This is a genomic window from Paenibacillus sp. FSL H8-0315, assembly GCF_038005365.1.
Taxonomy (GTDB): domain Bacteria; phylum Bacillota; class Bacilli; order Paenibacillales; family Paenibacillaceae; genus Paenibacillus_AQ; species Paenibacillus_AQ odorifer.
Genome location: NZ_JBBOTA010000001.1, coordinates 3,984,042 through 4,001,275, shown reverse-complemented (window position 1 = coordinate 4,001,275; position 17,234 = coordinate 3,984,042). Strand labels below are relative to the sequence as shown.

The 17,234-nt window shown below is 45.4% G+C and carries 15 protein-coding genes; 5 read left to right on the top strand and 10 right to left on the bottom strand.

All coding sequences use genetic code 11. The annotated features are described in order from the left end of the window. Positions 1-101 precede the first annotated feature (101 nt). The 3 genes from MHB56_RS17425 to MHB56_RS17415 all read right to left on the bottom strand — a co-directional run bounded on the left by MHB56_RS17425 (position 102) and on the right by MHB56_RS17415 (position 3,602). Positions 102-1,379 carry an ABC transporter permease gene (locus MHB56_RS17425; protein WP_280753256.1) on the bottom strand — a complete coding sequence of 426 codons (1,278 nt, stop codon included), beginning with the start codon at positions 1,377-1,379 and terminating at the stop codon, positions 102-104. Continuing rightward, the gene (locus tag MHB56_RS17420; RefSeq protein WP_036676805.1) at positions 1,358-2,098 is read right to left on the bottom strand and encodes an ABC transporter ATP-binding protein; all 741 of its coding nucleotides are present in this window, start codon (positions 2,096-2,098) and stop codon (positions 1,358-1,360) included. Before MHB56_RS17420 ends, MHB56_RS17425 begins: the two co-directional genes overlap by 22 nt. 160 nt (positions 2,099-2,258) lie before the next feature. Beyond that, a complete protein-coding gene (locus MHB56_RS17415) occupies positions 2,259-3,602 on the bottom strand; it encodes an MFS transporter (RefSeq protein WP_248549064.1) in 1,344 nt (447 codons plus the stop codon). A 349-nt stretch (positions 3,603-3,951) separates the two neighbouring features. Here MHB56_RS17415 and MHB56_RS17410 point away from each other — a divergent pair, with 349 nt between their 5' ends. Next, positions 3,952-4,419 (top strand): MarR family winged helix-turn-helix transcriptional regulator, encoded by a 468-nt coding sequence (locus MHB56_RS17410; protein ID WP_036676802.1) that lies wholly within the window; start codon positions 3,952-3,954, stop codon positions 4,417-4,419. 736 nt (positions 4,420-5,155) lie between these two features. Here MHB56_RS17410 and MHB56_RS17405 read toward each other — a convergent pair. The 4 genes from MHB56_RS17405 to MHB56_RS17390 all read right to left on the bottom strand — a co-directional run bounded on the left by MHB56_RS17405 (position 5,156) and on the right by MHB56_RS17390 (position 7,936). Further along, a complete protein-coding gene (locus MHB56_RS17405; protein ID WP_341143798.1) occupies positions 5,156-5,359 on the bottom strand; it encodes a hypothetical protein in 204 nt (67 codons plus the stop codon). A 17-nt stretch (positions 5,360-5,376) separates the two neighbouring features. After that, entirely contained in the window at positions 5,377-6,885 is a 1,509-nt protein-coding gene (locus MHB56_RS17400; RefSeq protein ID WP_076124409.1) for an MDR family MFS transporter, read from the bottom strand. Between the two features lie 30 nt (positions 6,886-6,915). Then, positions 6,916-7,470, bottom strand: a complete 555-nt coding sequence (locus MHB56_RS17395; protein ID WP_248549067.1) for a GNAT family N-acetyltransferase — start codon at positions 7,468-7,470, stop codon at positions 6,916-6,918. A gap of 184 nt (positions 7,471-7,654) precedes the next feature. Then, a complete protein-coding gene (locus MHB56_RS17390; protein ID WP_036676794.1) occupies positions 7,655-7,936 on the bottom strand; it encodes a hypothetical protein in 282 nt (93 codons plus the stop codon). 228 nt (positions 7,937-8,164) lie between these two features. Here MHB56_RS17390 and MHB56_RS17385 point away from each other — a divergent pair, with 228 nt between their 5' ends. After that, complete coding sequence (locus MHB56_RS17385; RefSeq protein ID WP_036676791.1) at positions 8,165-8,644, top strand: GAF domain-containing protein; 480 nt, start codon at positions 8,165-8,167, stop codon at positions 8,642-8,644. 86 nt (positions 8,645-8,730) lie between these two features. Here the strand turns inward: MHB56_RS17385 and MHB56_RS17380 are convergent, their stop codons facing one another. The 3 genes from MHB56_RS17380 to MHB56_RS17370 form a co-directional block, all read right to left on the bottom strand. Continuing rightward, positions 8,731-11,163 carry a glycogen/starch/alpha-glucan phosphorylase gene (locus MHB56_RS17380; protein ID WP_036676789.1) on the bottom strand — a complete coding sequence of 811 codons (2,433 nt, stop codon included), beginning with the start codon at positions 11,161-11,163 and terminating at the stop codon, positions 8,731-8,733. A gap of 100 nt (positions 11,164-11,263) precedes the next feature. Then, positions 11,264-12,367 (bottom strand): glucose-1-phosphate adenylyltransferase subunit GlgD, encoded by a 1,104-nt coding sequence (gene glgD / locus MHB56_RS17375; protein WP_036676786.1) that lies wholly within the window; start codon positions 12,365-12,367, stop codon positions 11,264-11,266. A gap of 122 nt (positions 12,368-12,489) precedes the next feature. After that, entirely contained in the window at positions 12,490-13,653 is a 1,164-nt protein-coding gene (locus MHB56_RS17370; protein WP_076278140.1) for a glucose-1-phosphate adenylyltransferase, read from the bottom strand. 475 nt (positions 13,654-14,128) lie between these two features. On the opposite strand from MHB56_RS17370, the gene MHB56_RS17365 reads away from it, so the two are divergent. The 3 genes from MHB56_RS17365 (at position 14,129) to MHB56_RS17355 (ending at position 17,126) form a co-directional block, all read left to right on the top strand. After that, positions 14,129-14,812, top strand: coding sequence for a response regulator transcription factor (locus MHB56_RS17365; RefSeq protein WP_038568592.1), 684 nt, complete (start codon positions 14,129-14,131; stop codon positions 14,810-14,812). Next, positions 14,809-16,392, top strand: a complete 1,584-nt coding sequence (locus MHB56_RS17360; RefSeq protein WP_076186276.1) for a sensor histidine kinase — start codon at positions 14,809-14,811, stop codon at positions 16,390-16,392. The genes MHB56_RS17365 and MHB56_RS17360 overlap by 4 nt, the downstream gene beginning before the upstream one ends. Positions 16,393-16,559: 167 nt before the next feature. Continuing rightward, positions 16,560-17,126 (top strand): FAD-dependent oxidoreductase, encoded by a 567-nt coding sequence (locus MHB56_RS17355; protein WP_341143797.1) that lies wholly within the window; start codon positions 16,560-16,562, stop codon positions 17,124-17,126. Positions 17,127-17,234 lie beyond the last annotated feature (108 nt).

The following is a 17,234-nucleotide window of genomic DNA, read 5'->3' as shown; positions in this document are numbered from 1 at the left end:
TACGTACGTGCGTGCAATAGATCGAATCAAGACAAAAAAAGAAGAGTGCCCCAGCAGCCTTTTCACGGCTTATGAGGCACTCTTCCGTTCTATTTATATCTTTATTTCGCTAAGCGAAATGTTCCAAATATTCTAGAGCTAAACAGTGCAACGATATAACCTAGCGGGATGAACAGGATAATCCCAAACCATCCATATAAGGAAATACAGATCAGCGCAGAACAAATGATTGAAAAAGGAAGCAGTAAGATAGGGACCGCACGCAGCCCCGCTTCGGCTTTTTGTTCCTTTGTAAACGGCAGAATTCCGATGTAATCATCTCCCACGAATAACGACCAGAACGACAACAGCCAATTGGTCATGAGAGAAACTAAAACTATAAAGCCCAGCCATTTGAACCCTGATGGAATGATAAATATCGCTAGAAGGGACACAGCAGTAAACGATAAGTAGAGCTTTAAATGAGCCGGATTCCGTACAAGTGCCTTAATCGCTGCCGCAGAGAAACGACTCTCGGCAGTTTTTGATTTTAGCAAAGGCTGTGATTTCCGGAAAATCCACGGCTTATGGCGGGTCGGACGTGGCTTATCCAGTACGCCGCGGAGTAATAGGGCCGCTATTTTCATCCGCTGCTTATAATCTTCACGCACATCGTTCATGAATGTCCCACGCATCACTATACGCCGCTGAAGAGCGATTACCGCTACGAGTGCAAAGAGTGCTGCCATCAGCAGCATAAAAACTGGACTGTTGTTCCAAAACGCAGCTGCACGGAAATAAATCCCACAAGGAACGGAGATGGCCAGGATCAGCCACAGCCAGCGCCGCCAGCCTTGCTTTTGTACTTTTACAATATGCCCCAGTAATTTAATGCACCAGCTACATGCCAGAGTCAGAGCGAACAGCGCCCATACCTCGGATGACAGCATTCCATATCCCCGAACCAGAAAAGGTAATAACAGCACAAAAGCTACACAGAACTTCAACGATGTTACGATCAGGCTGTACAGCAACCCGCGAAACATAATCGTATTTATCCATCGCTGCCGTTGTCTTAGAAATAATAGATCGCCTTCCTGCAATAATAGCACCAGTCCCCCTCTACAGAGCAGGAGCACTAATAATGAAGGAATGAGCATAAACGGCAAATCTGCACTCCAAGCTGGCAATGCCTCGTTCCAGAACCCGTAATATAACCGTCCTCCCAGAAATCCCCCGGGAATCAGTATATATAACAGCACAGTCCAATCGGCAGCCGTACGAATAATAGCAGATTGCTCACGCCAATGAGAAAATAATCGCCGCCAGAATAGCTTTTTGGAGGTAGGAAAAGCAAACCCTCGCTGCTTCTGCTTACTCATGTCAGTTCGTCGAAGCAATCAAACAACGACGCCTCCGGCAGCCCAGCATAATCACGTATATCTTCGAGCGTTCCTGCAGCGGCAACCCTGCCACCCGAGATCAGCACAAAATCATCGCAAATTTTCTCAGCAGTATCCAATACATGCGTAGACATTAATACACCAGCTCCGCGCTGCCGCTCCGCTTCCAGCAGCCGCAGGAAATCTTTAGTGGCCCGAGGATCCAAGCCGATAAAAGGCTCGTCCACAATATAAACATCCGGCTGTACCAAAAAGCCAAGCATCAGCATCATTTTCTGTTTCATACCCTTAGAGAAACCAGCTGGAAGATCATCACGGACATGATTCATGCCGAACTGCTTCAGTAACCTCTCCGCCGTTTCTTGAAACTGCTCATATTTTAGTCCATAAGCAGCAGCAGCCAAATCTAAGTGCTCCCATAAGGTCAGGTCCTCATAAAACACCGGCTGCTCCGGTACATAAGCATAGGATTTATTAACTCCATTAAAGGAGACCTTAGCTTTGGTATTCTTAAGCAAACCGAGCAGTGTTTTAATTGTAGTACTTTTTCCTGCACCGTTTGGTCCGATCAGTCCGAGCAGCTGTCCACGCCGCACCTGAAATGAAATATCGAATATGCACGGGGCACCTGCTTCATAGCCTGCTTCATCGATCTCAACATCGAGTACAATCTCTTCGTCGCTCTCGGTATCCCCTGTTATTTCTACATTCTCCATATTCGCCAACTCCTAAATATTTCTAATGAATATTATTATCGAAATTCCAATCCAGAAAGATAGCTTCTCTAATCGTACTATATATACTTTCTCCAAGGAAGCAAACTGATTTTTTCACAGCTCAGAGAACTACTCTCCTATTTAAAAAAGAAACCTCCCATTAAAGAGAGGTCTGTCCCAGAAGCTCTAGGTTATTTGTTGCTGAAATTTCTTCTTCACGTTTAATTGCCGCTTCATCTCTACGCTCGATTTTACCACGCAGCATTAACAGTAACACTCCGAGCAGGGCTGTAAGCAAACCAGAGAGAATGAAAGCCGGGACAGGTCCTGACGCTGTAACTAAAGCCCCACCGGCTACAGGTCCCAAGATAACAGCCGCACTTGTTAGACTGCCTATAGTTCCAAATACACGGCCCGTGTATTCCGCAGGGGTCCGCTGTTGCAGCATAGAATTGAAGGGAATGAACGCAAGGCCTGCTCCCACACCAGCAAACATAAAAGAACCAAATAAAGCGATGTTCATCCATAATCCGGCCTGACCGTGGTCAGTTACAATTCCTGCACTTGAGAAAACAACCCCCATAATTACAGCTCCCAATCCCATAAAGACGAGCGTATGTTTACCACTGCCTATACGGCTTACAAGCAGGGCTGACAGTAAGGTGCCAAGGCCACTGGCTGCCACACACCAACCCAGCAGATCACCGTTCACACCCGGAATTTCCCGGAATAACGTTACAATCTGCGAATCACCAATTTGCAGCATTAGCAGCACTAGCACCAGCATAGCAATCCCGCAAAGTACTACAGGCATTCCCACGATCACCTGCAGACCCGCCGACATTTCTTGGCGAAAAGACTTCCGAGCACCATTCTCCCCTGTGCTATCCTCTGCTGCATCTTTCTTCAGTGCAGCCGCACGCGGCAGTCCTATTAAGATGACCGCCGATAAAATGAAGGTAGCCGAGTCAATCACATAACAAGCGGCAATACCAAATGCGGCAACCAGAAGTCCACCTAGAGCAGGACCTACAATTTTGGTTATTTGTTCGATAGATGAGCTAAGCGCCATGGCTTTATCCATCTGGGCCGCAGGGACAAGCTCCTTGAGCTTTCCGCTTTTGGCTGGTGAAAAGAGTACATCCATGATCCCTTTAGCCACCAGCAGGACATATACCTGCCAGAGAGAACCTGCAAATACCAAACAAACAACGATTCCGGCACGAGCTAGATCCGAACCAATCATCAGCGCCTTGCGGTTAAAACGATCACTTAAATAACCTGCGAACGGTCCTCCTAAGAGCAACGGCACAGCCATACATAAAGATATAGCCGTAATTTCCCACGGTGTCGCATTCCATTTAAAACCTACCATTGTCAGTAGCGCTAGGATATGCAACCAGTCTCCCACATTCGATACAAGCTGTGCGGCAATAAGCAGCATAAAGGGCTTATTCGCCGTTAGCTTTCCTTCTTTTGAATCATGAGCCAGCCGTTCCTCCATCTTACTTCACTCCCCGTTACTATTTCTCGATGAAGTAATAGTAAAATATTGGAGAACATCAATCATCCGTCTGGAGGCGTAAATAGCGCTTGAACCTAAGGCTGAAATTCTTATCCTTTCAAAGACTGAAATCAAAAAAACCTTCGTTTTTATCGTATTTAAAAAATTGTTTGATTTTTAATAATTAAAAGTGTGCTCATTGTGACAAATCACATGTTCTTCATTCGCTCTTTCACGTATTCTAAGGTTATCTCAAGGTTCGTTGCACAGGTAACCCGTGCACTAATGACTATTGATTGCAAACTGTGCGATGAGTTCACACATGATTAACGATAGAGGGTGGAGAAGCATGATACAATCTTACGAACGTGATACGCAATTAACACTACATTTGTACCGGGTATTTGCCAAGTCTTTTAAGAGCATTAATGAACATGCTGTTACCGGCAGCAAAATTGAAGGTTTTAATCCGACTGCCTTTGCCGTTATGGAAGTGTTGTACTATAAGGGACCACAACCCATTCAACAAATTGGCGCCAAGCTGCTGCTGCAAAGCGGCAACGTTACTTACGTAATCGATAAGCTTGAGGAACGCGGCTATTTGCAGCGTAAGCCTTGTCCGAGCGACCGCCGTGTGATTTTTGCGGAGCTGACTACGGAAGGTGAACGTCTCATGAATGAGATGTATCCGAAATATTCAGAACGCCTGCATCTTGCTTTCAGCGGTCTGAATGATGATGAGAAGGAACAAATGATTGTTCTGCTCAAAAAGATGGGTCTACAAGCTGAGAAGCTATCCCCTCTTCCTCGTAAGTAAGAGTCGCTTATTTATGTGTTTTAGACAAGCTGTTGTTGATTTCTGTTAATGGTAAAAAGAAAACCAATAGGCGATTCTCCGATTTATTTGAGAATCGCCCATTGGTTTTCTTTTGTTCTGCGGCAGTTTACTTGAGCAGATGATATAAGTCCTTATGACCCCTCTGAGCAAAATTTGAGTGCCTTTTTACAGCCTCCGTTAGCCGAACATTAGTTGGGAACTGATCAGTTAGGGCAGTAAGTCGATGCCGAAGACGGACCTTGAGGTCCGCTTTTGGCAAACCTCGGATCATCGTCATCCTTATTCGGCATGACTTGCGTGCACGCTTCCGACTGGATTTGGCGTAGCACACCTCCGATTGGACTTGGCGAACACACTTCCGATTGGACGTCCCTTCTAGCTGACCGTAACTACCACTCTCAGTAAAATCCACTTTTGATATAACCCGCTATATTTTCAGCGCCCGATCTTGATGGGAACCTGAGCAGTAGCTAAAGGAATAACTGCATTCTATACAGCTATTTCGTATGCAAATCGGATTATTCTAACTTTAAGTGTATTCTGTACAATTAAAAACCAGAAAAAGTACCCCTAGGCGAGTAAATCAAGAAAATAGATGTACTAAATACAGCTATATCCATTGAAGAGTTAACGGCAGGATTATAGTTGTACTAAATACAACTAAATATGTCTAACGACTGCTTCCACTGCTTCCATCGACGCTCTACTCTAGAGGTTACATCAATCTGGCGTGCCACCCATCCGTTATTCCATGTGCTACTCCGTGCGTGATTCCATGTGTCACTCCATGCGTCATTTCATGTGATACTCCGTCCGTTAGTCCATGCGTCATTCCATATGCCACACCGTCGGTCATTCCATGCGTCACTCCGTACTCCACTCCAGGGAGTAAATTCGTATGGTTCAACCACTTTAACACGCTATCTACCTAATAAGTTATGCCTTTTTCAAGGACGATGAAGCATCCTCTACTGAAGGCACACCCTTGCGCAAACCCCAGGATATTATCAGCGACAAAACAGCGAAAACTGCCATTACGATAAATAATGAATGAAGACCACCTTCAAGGGCATCACGCAGACTGTTTGATACTTCCCCAGACAGGTTGGTTCCTGCATGTGATCCAAGCAGCTTATTAATATCATCTCCTGAGATGTTCGAATCCGGTTGTTTTCTTAACAGCTTATCAATATTCAAGTTCAGCCAGGAACCAAAAATAGCCACCCCAACAGTCTGTCCTAAAGAACGCGTGAACGCATTAAGCGCTGTAGATGCTCCCCGTTGCTCATACGCAACAGAGGACTGCGCGATAATCGTAAAGACTGTAGAAGAATACCCAAAGCCAACTCCACAGACCAGCATCAAGCATAAGAGCAGCAGTTGTGAAGACTCTCCTGTTAAGAAAGCCAGACCAATAGCCCCGGCAGCGATCATAATCAATCCAAGCATTGCGGTTCGACGCGAACCTGCTTTTAGAATCATCCGCCCTCCGGCGATCGAACCAAACATCCAGCCTACCGACATCGGCGCCAGTAGCAAACCTGAGATGGCGGCGCTTTTTCCGGATACACCCTGCACCCATAATGGCACATACGTAGAAAGCCCAATAATTAATGTGCTTACCAGCAGGTTAGCCCCAGTAGACACCGCTATGTTGCGGTTCGAGAATAGACCCAGCGGCAACATAGGTTCAGGAGCACGACGCTCCACAAAGAAAAATAAGACTAGCAGGATAACAGCCACACTTAGAGTTGCGATTAGCAGTGGGGATGTCCACTCCAGATTCTGTCCTCCTGTGGAGAGACCGAAGAGTAATGCGCCCATACCAGCAGCGAACAGCAGCACACCTGCCACATCAATTTGTGCTTTCCGGCGTACCTTTTCTTCCTTCAAATAACGGGCAATAAATACCATTGCTAGTAAACCAAACGGCAGATTAAAGACAAATACCCAGCGCCAGCTTAGGTAATCTACAACATATCCTCCAAGAAGAGGGCCTACCAAAGAGGAAATCCCCCATACAGAGCTAAGTAATCCTTGTGTCTTCGCTCTCTCTTCAATACTGTAAATATCCCCGATAATGGTAAAGGTCATTGGAATGAGCGCACCCGCGCCAATCCCCTGTATTGCCCGGAACAGGATCAGCTGTTCCATACTTTGCGAAATACCGCATAATAATGAGCCTAATAAAAAAACAGCTGCCCCCCACATGAACACCGGCTTGCGTCCAAAGAGGTCACTGATTTTGCCGAAAATAGGAGTAGTAATAGCCATTGCCAGCAAATAAGAAGTGAATATCCAGCTAAGCCACTGCATTCCCTGAAATTCACCTACGATAGCTGGACCCGCTGGTCCTGTTACCGTTCCTTCAATCGCAGCCAAAAAGGTAGCTAGCAGCACCCCTATCAGTATTAATTTACGTTCTAAATCCCCTGTTGACTTCAATGTTCCAAACCCTCTCTTTATGTAATCAAATCATTGCCATTCCCCACGCAGAAGCGCATGTAGAGTCACATCCTGAAAGCCGGAAGGGGTCTGACGATATTGACGCAGTATACCTTCCTTCTGAAAGCCGAGCGTTTGAACCAGCCTCTCCGCACGATTATTATCAGGATGACACAGCGCTTCTATCCGATTCAGCCCCATCCTATTGAAGCCGAAGTTGAGCACTAAACCAAGCGCTTCTTTCATATATCCAAGCCCCCAAAAGGCAGGCGCCAGATCGCAGCCAATTTCCCCGCGGTAAGCTCCCTGTAACTGCCAATAGTTATACCCGCAGCTCCCTATAACTTCACCTCCGGGTCCTACAATACTCCAGCGTAAGCTGTCCTCTTCCTGAGCCATCTGTGATAAAAATGCAATCAGTTGCTCAGTCTCTTCGATAGAGGATAATGCTGGAGCCCCCAGCCAGCGGGTGACCTCTGGATGAGACCAGATCTGATACAATGCTGAAGCATGTTCAGTAGTCATAGCACACAGCTTCACTCTACTGCCGACCAGTGTGGGTATCACTCCATTGCAGTTATACAAGTCTCTGCCCCCCTTCAACTTATCAATTATACATCATTCAAGAGTATATCCTTAAGATAAAAGTTCTAAATTCTTTAACATTGAAAAGAACAAATTCTACGCGTTAACGTAAAAAGACGTCTGCAGCAGGGAGCAAACACTCCCTAAATACAGACGCTTTTTATTAAACTTAACTACAATGATTTCATTCCGCTTCATGAATAACTTCACTGCATAACACCTGAAGTTTGGCTCGAATATCCTTGAACTCTTCAATTCCAGTCCCCGTAATACTGTACCCTTCGGTATGGGCAGTCAGAAAGTTGTCCAGTGTCAGCTTTTCCAATTCCTGTTTCACTTCGCGTTCTCCTACACGATACCCCAGATCTTCAAGTCCGAGCAGCATCTCTGAGATCGTCACATCTTTATCCCGTGCACAATAAAGCATATGAATTCCTATGAACAAGTTCTGTACATCAGCGCGCATATTCCACCTCTTCCGGCTATATAGCCTTCGGTATTTATACTAGCATTACCCTCTGACCGATCCCCGGAAACATTATTGTGGCTGTTCCGCATTTCATGGACTTCAAGGAACATTCCATATTGTTACAGATTGGTATTGTCGCTTGACGTATTATGTCTAGCTGTACTATGTTGATAATTACAGTTATGAGTTCATATTTGAATTTAAAGTACAGGAAGGTGATGCTTCATGTTTCAAGCTATGCCTTACGATGGAACACGCAACGAGCAGTTTGAAGCGGTTCTAATCCAACTAGAAGCATTAGTAAAGGACGAACCAAGTGCTACGGCCAACCTGGCCAATGCTTCGGCACTGCTTAAACACGCTATGCCGGATACGAATTGGGCCGGTTTTTATTTATTTGATGGCAAGGAGCTTGTGCTCGGGCCTTTCCAAGGTCTTCCTGCCTGCATCCGCATCCCGTTGTCTCGTGGAGTCTGCGGAACGGCTGCTGCGGAACGACGCACGTTAGTAGTTGGAGATGTGCATGCATTCCCGGGACATATCGCCTGTGACGCCGCTTCAAACAGCGAAATTGTTGTCCCGCTGATCAAGGATGATCGTTTGCTTGGCGTACTCGATATCGACAGTCCGCTGAAAGATCGTTTTGATGATGAGGAACGCCGGTTCCTGGAGCGGTTCGCAGCCCTGGTATCGGAAGTTATCTAAAGCAGCTCTGCCCTATAGAGCATAAGAAATAGGCTGTCTCATTTGTAGGAATCTCCTACTTATAAGTCAGCCTATTCTTGTTGAGCCTATAGCCGTACCGGACTGATATTCCAAATCTCCGCGGCGTAGCGGCTAATCGTGTTATCACTTGAGAATTTACCGGAATGACCAATATTTATAATAGACTTTTTCAGCCACTCCTGACGGTTGCGGTATGCCCGGTCAATCTCGACATGAGTCTCGACATAACTTGCGAAATCCTTAAGCACAAAGAATTCATCGTTATTATCCAAAAGAGAATGGAAAATGGTCTCAAACTCCGCACCATGACAGCATATAGGTCCCGGATTAACCAACTGATCCAATACTTCCTTCACACGGCTATCCCCATTGTAGATATCACGTGCGTGATAGCCGCCATGCTGATAATAATCCATTACCTGCTCAGCACGAAGACCGAACAGGAACATATTGTTGTCCCCTACCATCTCATGCATTTCCACGTTAGCACCGTCCATCGTACCTACGGTTAATGCACCGTTCATCATAAACTTCATATTCCCCGTACCGGAAGCCTCTTTACTCGCTGTAGAAATCTGTTCACTAATATCCGCAGCAGGAATGATCTTCTCGGCCAAGGATACCGAATAATTCTCAAGGAAAAAGATACGGATCTTGCCTTTAACATCCGGATCCTTGTTGACAGCCTCCGCCACAGTATTGATCAGCTTGATAATTCGCTTCGCCAAATGATAGCTTGGTGCCGCCTTTGCTCCGAATATAAACGTGCGCGGTACCATATCCATCGAAGGATTATCTTTGATTTGGTTGTACATATGCAGAATATGCAAAATATTTAGCAGCTGCCGCTTATAAGCATGCAGGCGCTTCACCTGAACATCAAAGATAGAGTCGGGGTCTACATGTACTGAATGCTTGCTGTAAATGTATTCAGCCAACTTGAGCTTATTCCGCCGTTTAATGCTGGCTACTTGTTCCTGGAAGGAAGCATCCTCACAATATTTAATCAAACCAATCATCTCTTGCGGATGGCTCATCCAGCGGGTTCCTATCGATTGATTGATAAGGTTAGCCAGATCCGGATTGGCATGCATCAGCCAACGCCGGTGAGTAATCCCATTCGTCTTATTATTGAAGCGGTGCGGGTACATTTCATTAAAGAGCCGCATTTCGCGTTTCATCAATATTTCTGTATGCAGCGCTGCTACCCCATTGACACTATGGCTCGCCACAATCGCCAGATGAGCCATGCGAACCTGATCGTCATGAATAATTGCCATCTGTGAAATCCGGTCCTGATCGCCGGGATAACGACTCATCAGCTCGCCGCAGAAGCGGGCATTAATCTCTTCAATGATAAGAAAAATACGTGGAAGCAAGTCCCTGACCATTTGAATAGGCCATTTCTCCAGGGCTTCGCTCAAGATCGTATGATTTGTATAGGACACCATACGAGTTGTAATACTCCACGCCTCATCCCATCCTAATCCATGTACATCCATCAGAATCCGCAGCAATTCAGGAATTACAAGCGTCGGATGTGTATCATTGATATGAAGCGCAACCTTGTCGGGCAGCGATTGTATAGGGAGTCCAAGCTTTCCAAAGGTTCGCAGAATACTTTGCAGGCCAGCGCTGCAGAGGAAGTATTGCTGCTTCAACCGCAACAGCTTGCCTTCGTATTGAGAGTCATCCGGATACAGGAACTCCGAGATGGATTCTACGGAACGCTTATATTCCAGGAATTTATGATAGTCTGATCCGGCAAAAGAGCCAAAGGTTCTGGTAGGCTGGGTGATGGACTCCGCGCTCCAGTTGCGCAGTGTATTCACATGCCGCCGATCTGCACCAATGATAGGCACATCATACGGAACTGCACGAACGGCCTCATATTGACTATGCTCAAAGATAAGCCGCCCGTTCTCCTCCCGAGTCTCAATCACACCCCAGAACCTTACTTCTACCTGCTTGTCTTCACGACGCACTTCCCATACATTATCATTTTGCAGCCAGTAATCGGGCAGTTCCACCTGATACCCGTCAACGATTTTCTGCTCGAACAGGCCGTATTTATAACGTATGCCGCAACCATGCCCCGCATATTGCAGGGAGGCCAGTGAATCCAAGAAACAAGCAGCTAGACGTCCAAGTCCTCCATTGCCAAGCCCAGCGTCGGCTTCTACCTCCTCTATATCCTGCAGCGAGAAACCAAGATCGGCCAATCCCTCACGCACGACCTCCAGCACGCCCATATTCAGCAGATTGTTCCCCAGAAGTCTTCCGATCAGAAACTCCATAGAAAAATAGTATACCTGCTTATCCTTATCCGTCTTGTACTTTTGATTGGTATCCGCCCAATTTTTCCCGGCATTCTCGCGAATCATGTTGCCTAATATTTTATAGACATCAGCATTCGAGGCTTCCTCCAAAGGTTTGCCCAATTTACTGATGAGCGTCTCGCGAAACACCTGTTTGAAAGTTTCTTTATCGTTAAACAACAGCAGGTTCCTCCTGACAAAAGCTTTTTTTAGGGATGCATTAGACTATGCCTGTAGATCAGATAGGTTATACTGTTTCGTTTCATCTAATCCAGTTGGTTTATATTTTGCTGCTCTTGGCGATCACAAATGGACGTTTACTATCCCCGACGAGAATTCGATTCTTACTTAAATGTACGTCCTTATCCATGATCACATTCTCAATAACAGCATCTTCCTCTATAATGCACTTCTGCATAATTACAGAGTTGATGATCTTCGCTCCTTTACGTACCTGAACCCCACGAAAGATCACGCTGTTCTCCACCGTTCCAGCTATAATGCAGCCGTTAGCCACCAGTGAATTGCTGACATTTGCGCTCTCTAAATATCGGGTAGGAGCCTCATATTTAATCTTCGTCTGCACTGGACTTTCTTTGAACAGACTAAAGTAATTCTCCTGCTGAAGCAGCTCCAGACTATTCTTATAATAGCTTTCCAATGAATTAATTACGGCATGATAGCCATGATACTCATAAGCAGCAATTTTGAATTTATGGCGGTTTTTCTGAATGACATCACGGAAAAAGTAACTCTCCCCATGTGCAATGCAATGTTCCACCTGCTCCAGGAACAGTTTTTTCTCCATAATGAAGATATCGAGATATAAATTGGGATGATCCTTCTCATGATGGATATTGGTCACATTATTCTCTTCGTCCACTTCAATACGCTGGCATAACTCATGCTCTGGCTGCAATTGCTCTATTTTTTTGTATACTACTGTAACATCGGCACCCTTCTCCAAATGGTAGCTGTACAAGTCCTGGAGATCGATAGTATTAATATGCTGGCTGCCGGAAAACACAATATATTTAGCAGATCCCCGTTTAAAAAGATCCAGATTATTATGATAATGCTGAAGGTCGCCAAGAGAAGTATCGGTGGGATCATTCCAGTCCGGAGGCAAAATAAATAGTCCCCCATGCTTGCGATTCATATCCCAAGATTTCCCGTCACCCAAATGGTCCATTAAAGAACGGTATTTACGGCGAACAAACAGGCCCACGCTCTCCAGATCCGCACGCATCATATTGGAAAGCACGAAATCTATCAACCGATAACGACTGGCAAAAGGTACGGCTGCACCACAGCGGAAATAAGTGAGTTCATTTAGTTTATCGAGTTCATGATCCAGATTAATTACACCCATGAGTTGCTTCATCGGAATCCACCGTCCTCTTATAATTTATAAGAAAGTATAAGTTTCACTATATACTTTATCCTTATAAATCTCGCATAAACGCTTACCGTCCCTAGAAGGACGCCGAAGGCGTTTTAGCTTGATTATATGGTTTTGGCCACAGCTGATTTACGTTTTTTGCTTTTATTGTCGATCAGCAGAATTTCGTTCTCGTTCTCCCGCTCGATGCCTATTTCCATATAATCGTCGATTACCGTATTTTCACTAATAATCGCTTTATGAATGCGTACGTTCTTACCAATCTTAACCTTAGGCATAATTACGGAGTCCGTAATCACACTGCCTTCACCTACTTCTACGCCATAAAAAAGAACCGAGTGCTTCACTTCACCATGCACAATGCACCCTTCATTAATAATGCATCCTGACACTTTCGCCCCAGGTGCGACATATTGAGCAGGTTGATTCGGATTACGTGTAAAAATGCGCCAGTTGGGATCATTTAGATTAAGCGGTGGATTATCGCTCAGTAAATCCATGTTCGCTTCCCACAGGCTTGCTACCGTTCCAACGTCTCTCCAATACCCTTCAAAAGGGTACGCAAATAAAGAGTTTCCGTCTTCCAGCATCAAAGGAATGATATCCTTACCAAAATCGTGAGATGACCCTATATTCTCTCCGTCCTCCAGTAAATGCTTGCGGAGAATTTCCCATTTAAAGATGTACACACCCATAGAAGCTAGCGTGCTTTTTGGCTGTGCAGGCTTCTCTTCAAATTCGTAAATTTTCAGATCGTCCTCCGTATTTAAGATTCCAAATCGACTTGCTTCCTCCAGCGGAACGTCAATCACAGAAATTGTGCAATCTGCATTTCTCTCCTTGTGGTATTGCAGCATAGCATGATAATCCATTTTATAAATGTGATCACCGGATAGAATAAGAACATGCTCGGGGTCGAACTGATCTACAAATTTAAGATTTCGATAAATCGCATCGGCTGTTCCCCGATACCAGCTGCTTCCATTCTCACGTTCATGCGGTGGCAATACGAATACTCCACCATTCTTACGGTTCAAATCCCAATCACTGCCTACTCCGATGTAAGAATGTAGTATAAGTGGCTCATACTGTGTCAATACACCGACAGTATCAATGCCCGAGTTGGAGCAGTTACTTAAAGGAAAGTCGATGATCCGATAAGTGCCCCCAAAATAGACAGCGGGCTTGGCAAGCGATTTGGTTAAACCTTTCAATCTTTTGCCTTGGCCTCCAGCCAATAGCATGGCTACCATTTCTTTTTTCTTCATGGAAAAGCCTCCCTTGACTTATGGGTAATATAAAGTTCAGCAAACCTAGGATGAATGAACAGAATTCCAAAAAGAAGTGAATTAGAAAAGAAATACACCAGAAAGAAATGAGCCTTGATAGGAAGATGACAAAGTTGAAAAAACGAGGAAGGAAATTTTACACGTTCGGATGATCTAACCTAAAATAGGGAGAGCATTCTCCAAAATCAGGAGCCTGAATCAGGAGATTATCCTTATTGTAAAGTGTTCTATATTCTTCGTCAAAACCCTTTATCGCAATTCCGAAAATCCGGAATTTTTAACCCTGTTTGTCATTAAACACGTTAATATTCCTTATAACTAGATTAACCAATTTAAAGCCATGTGAAAGAAATTCACTCATTTATTCTAGAAAAAGAATCATTCGGTCTTCAGCAAACATTCAACCGGATATGGCATAATGAAGCTATCTATCACCGATTTGGAGGAACCTATGATGAAAGCAGTACAAGGAGTTCGACTTCTGCTCGTAGATGATGAGCCTCATATATTACAGTTCCTGGAGCTGGGTCTCCTTAACGAAGGTTTTGAAGTACGAACCGCGTCGGACGGGCTAAGCGCCATTTCGATTGCAGCTGAATTCAAGCCCCATGTAGCTATCCTGGATGTTATGATGCCGGGTATGGATGGATTCGAGGTATGTCACTATCTGCGCTCAGAAGAGACAGAGGTAGCTGTCATCATGCTTACTGCAAAAGACGAAGTGGATGATCGCGTAAAAGGACTATCTATTGGTGCTGACGACTATATGGTCAAGCCCTTCAGCTTTGATGAATTACTAGCGCGGATCCAAGCGCGGCTGCGGAATCAGTTTCCGGGGCTGCTAGGTGAGGTCCGCTGCGGTCCTTTCCGAATTGACAGTCGGCGAAAGGAAATTCGCTTCAGGGAGGAAGTACTTGAACTCTCCCCTACGGAATACGAGTTATTACAGTATCTCGTTATCAATCACGGCCTTGTACTCAGCAAGCCTATGATTCTTGATAAAGTGTGGGGCTATGATTTTGGCGGTGAGGAAAATATTGTTGAGGTCTATATCCGTTCGCTTCGTGAGAAGCTCGGAGATAAGGAGCACCGTATTATCCGTACCCTGCGGGGTGCAGGCTACCGGGTGGATCTATGAGCACTCCCATCTTCAGATGGCTTCGCAGACTGCCTGCACCACGTTCCCTGCGTAAACAGCTGCTTGCCACATCGCTGCTTATTCTATCAGGATTGCTGCTGCTAATTGGAGTCTTACAATATATCCTTATGCGAGATTTTATATACAGCAATAGAGCCGAGTCTATGGAAGCGCAAATACGTTCTGTCCCCCGTGAGATGTTCTTTAACTTTTTTAATTCCTATGACGAGGACAGCACAGGTATAAATGACACAAACAACGAGTTTAACAGCAATTTCCCGTTGGAAAGAGAAGACATGAATAAAATGCCAAGTGGGCTGCGAACTGGCGAGAACCGGCGTCCGCTTTTGCTTGATGCCCATACAACTCTCGCCATGTACAGCTCGGATGGCACCTTCAGGGATTTACAGCAATTAACCCTCTCAGATATAGCAGCACCCAGGCTGACCAATGAGCAATACGATGCGCTGCTGATTCACACCACGGATAGGGCAACAGGAAATTACAAGCTCATCCAAGCTGAAGACGGAACTGAACATCTAGCCATATTCATGAATCTTTATAGGCCTGGAAATACTAGATTGCTGCTGCAAATGAGTGTGAGCACGGGGCCATTGACGGATGTGATAATGCAGCAGCTGCTGATCTACGCAGGTTTGTCAGTGATTGCTTTATTGACTGGATTATTCCTATACTTGCCGGCCCTGCGAAAGACGTTAGTTCCTCTATCTAATATGGGAGAATCGGCTGAGATCATTAATGCCGGTAATTTGGACATTCGGTTTCCAGTTGACCAAGGACAGGCCGAGATCGACAAGCTTGCTCATTCATTCAATGGTATGCTCGAACGTCTCGAAATATCCTTTCATAATGAACGGGAGGCCAAGGAGCAGATGCGCAGGTTCGCTGCCGATGCTTCCCACGAGCTTAGAACTCCGCTTACCTCAATACACGGTTTTCTTGAGGTCTTGCTGCGGGGCGCCGCCGATAATAAAGAACAGTTATATAACTCGTTGCGGAGCATGCATGGTGAATCGAAACGGATCAACAAGCTGGTCGAGGATCTGCTACTGCTCGCTCGAATGGATGGAGCTCCACAACTGCAGATGACTGATCTGATTCTCAGCGAGGTAATTCACGAAATGAAGCCGCATCTGCTTTTGCTCGCAGATCAACGTAAAGTTACCTTTGATATCTCCTATGGCATCCGTGGTAAATATGATCCCTATAAGCTCAAGCAGGTGATTCTGAATCTGTTCCACAATGCAGTTCAGCATACCAATGCCACGACAGGGAGCATTCATCTCTCTTTACAAGCGGAAGGAAATCAGGCTCTATTAAGCGTGCGGGATAATGGCTACGGAATTCCCGGAGAGCACATCCCACATATCTTTGATCGATTCTACCGCAGTGACTCCTCTCGTACACGTAAATACGGCGGATCAGGGTTGGGTCTCTCCATTACAAAATCTATTGTCGAGGCACATCACGGCAAGATTAGTGTAAATAGCACCGTTGGCGAGGGCACAACGTTTACGGTTAGTCTGCCTTGCGAGGAAGGATTAGCCAAGGAAGAGTAACAACCGTTATAATTAAGAGGAACTGGAGCGTCGCTCCACAAAACTTAAGCGTATGCTTTCGAAGTGAGTTTTGCTTCACAAAACCAAGCGTATGATTTCGTTGCCAGTTTTGCTATGTAGTCCATTCTAAGGAGCATCGCTCCACAAAACTTTTAGGAGGTAAATACATGTACGAAATCGCCGTAATTGGCGCCGGTCCTGCCGGTGCAAGCGCAGCCCTGTTCGCCGCCAAGGCGGGCAAAAAAACGCTGCTGATCGACAACGATAAGGGCATGACCCGCAGAGGTTGGTTTGAGAACTTTTATGGAATTTCCGAAGTAGGTGGTCCTGAGCTGGTAGAAACCGGGCATAAGCAAGCCGTTAAATTTGGCGCTGAGCTGGTTTCCGAACAGGCTATCAACCTCACCTCCAGCGGCAATGGTTTTGTCATTGAAACTGAAGATGGAATTATCTATGAAGCAAAACATGTCATTCTTGCCACAGGCGCCCTTACAGATCTAGCTGCCAGAGCTGGTGTGGAGACTAAGGATGGTACAGAGCCAAGAATCAAAACTGTAGTAGCCGTTGATGCTGAAGGCAAAACGAATATCGCAGGTATTTGGGCTGCTGGTACTGTTGCTGGAGTAAGTGTACATGCCATTATTACCGCAGGCGATGGTGCGAAGGTAGCTATTAATGTAATTAGCGAGTTAAATGGTACGCGTTACGTTGATCATGATGTGCTGAAAGCTTAATCTATACTCAAAACATAAATCCGGAGGATGATTCTTAGGAATCGGTCTTTCGGATTTTTTCGTCACCCAGGAGAACCAAGTTACGAAATTTAAAAATAACTGCACTTG